We start from the raw sequence: 444 nt of genomic DNA, 5'->3' as shown, positions 1-444 counted from the left end.
CCCTTCGAATTCATCAAGGCTCATTTGCGTGACGGCGTCAATGGTTCGGGCCCGCACGGTCATGGTTTCAGCGAGGATGACCTCAATGCCGTGCGCGGTTACTACACCTTCTCGATTGCCAACGGCGTGACCGGAATCAGCCTGGACTCGACGAACCGGGCCGGGTACACCGATGGTTCTATCGACGACCGTCAGTGGAAGTGGCTTAAATCCGTGCTGCGCGCTGGCAGTAGCGTGTACTACGACGATCTCGGCGTGCGTCATCATCACGATGTGAGCGACACAATGTTCGTCCTCTTCAGTCACCACGACTCGATGACGATGAACAACCCCGTCCTCCCCGGCGACGGTACGGGCATCCGTCATCTCGGCCCGGAATTGGTCTCCCTGCTATCGCATTACCCGAACGTGCTTGCCTGGGTCAATGGACACGTGCATGCGAAC

The 444-nt window shown here is 58.6% G+C and carries 1 pseudogene; it reads left to right on the top strand.

Annotated elements, in window-relative coordinates:
- Positions 1-444 (top strand): annotated as a pseudogene (locus KBX21_RS26365) (TIGR03767 family metallophosphoesterase); the annotation flags it as partial.

The sequence above is a fragment of the Nocardiopsis sp. B62 genome, from assembly GCF_018070675.1.
GTDB lineage: Bacteria > Actinomycetota > Actinomycetes > Streptosporangiales > Streptosporangiaceae > Nocardiopsis > Nocardiopsis prasina.
The sequence above is the reverse complement of the archived record's forward strand: the minus strand, read 5'-3'. Positions and strand labels throughout refer to the sequence as shown.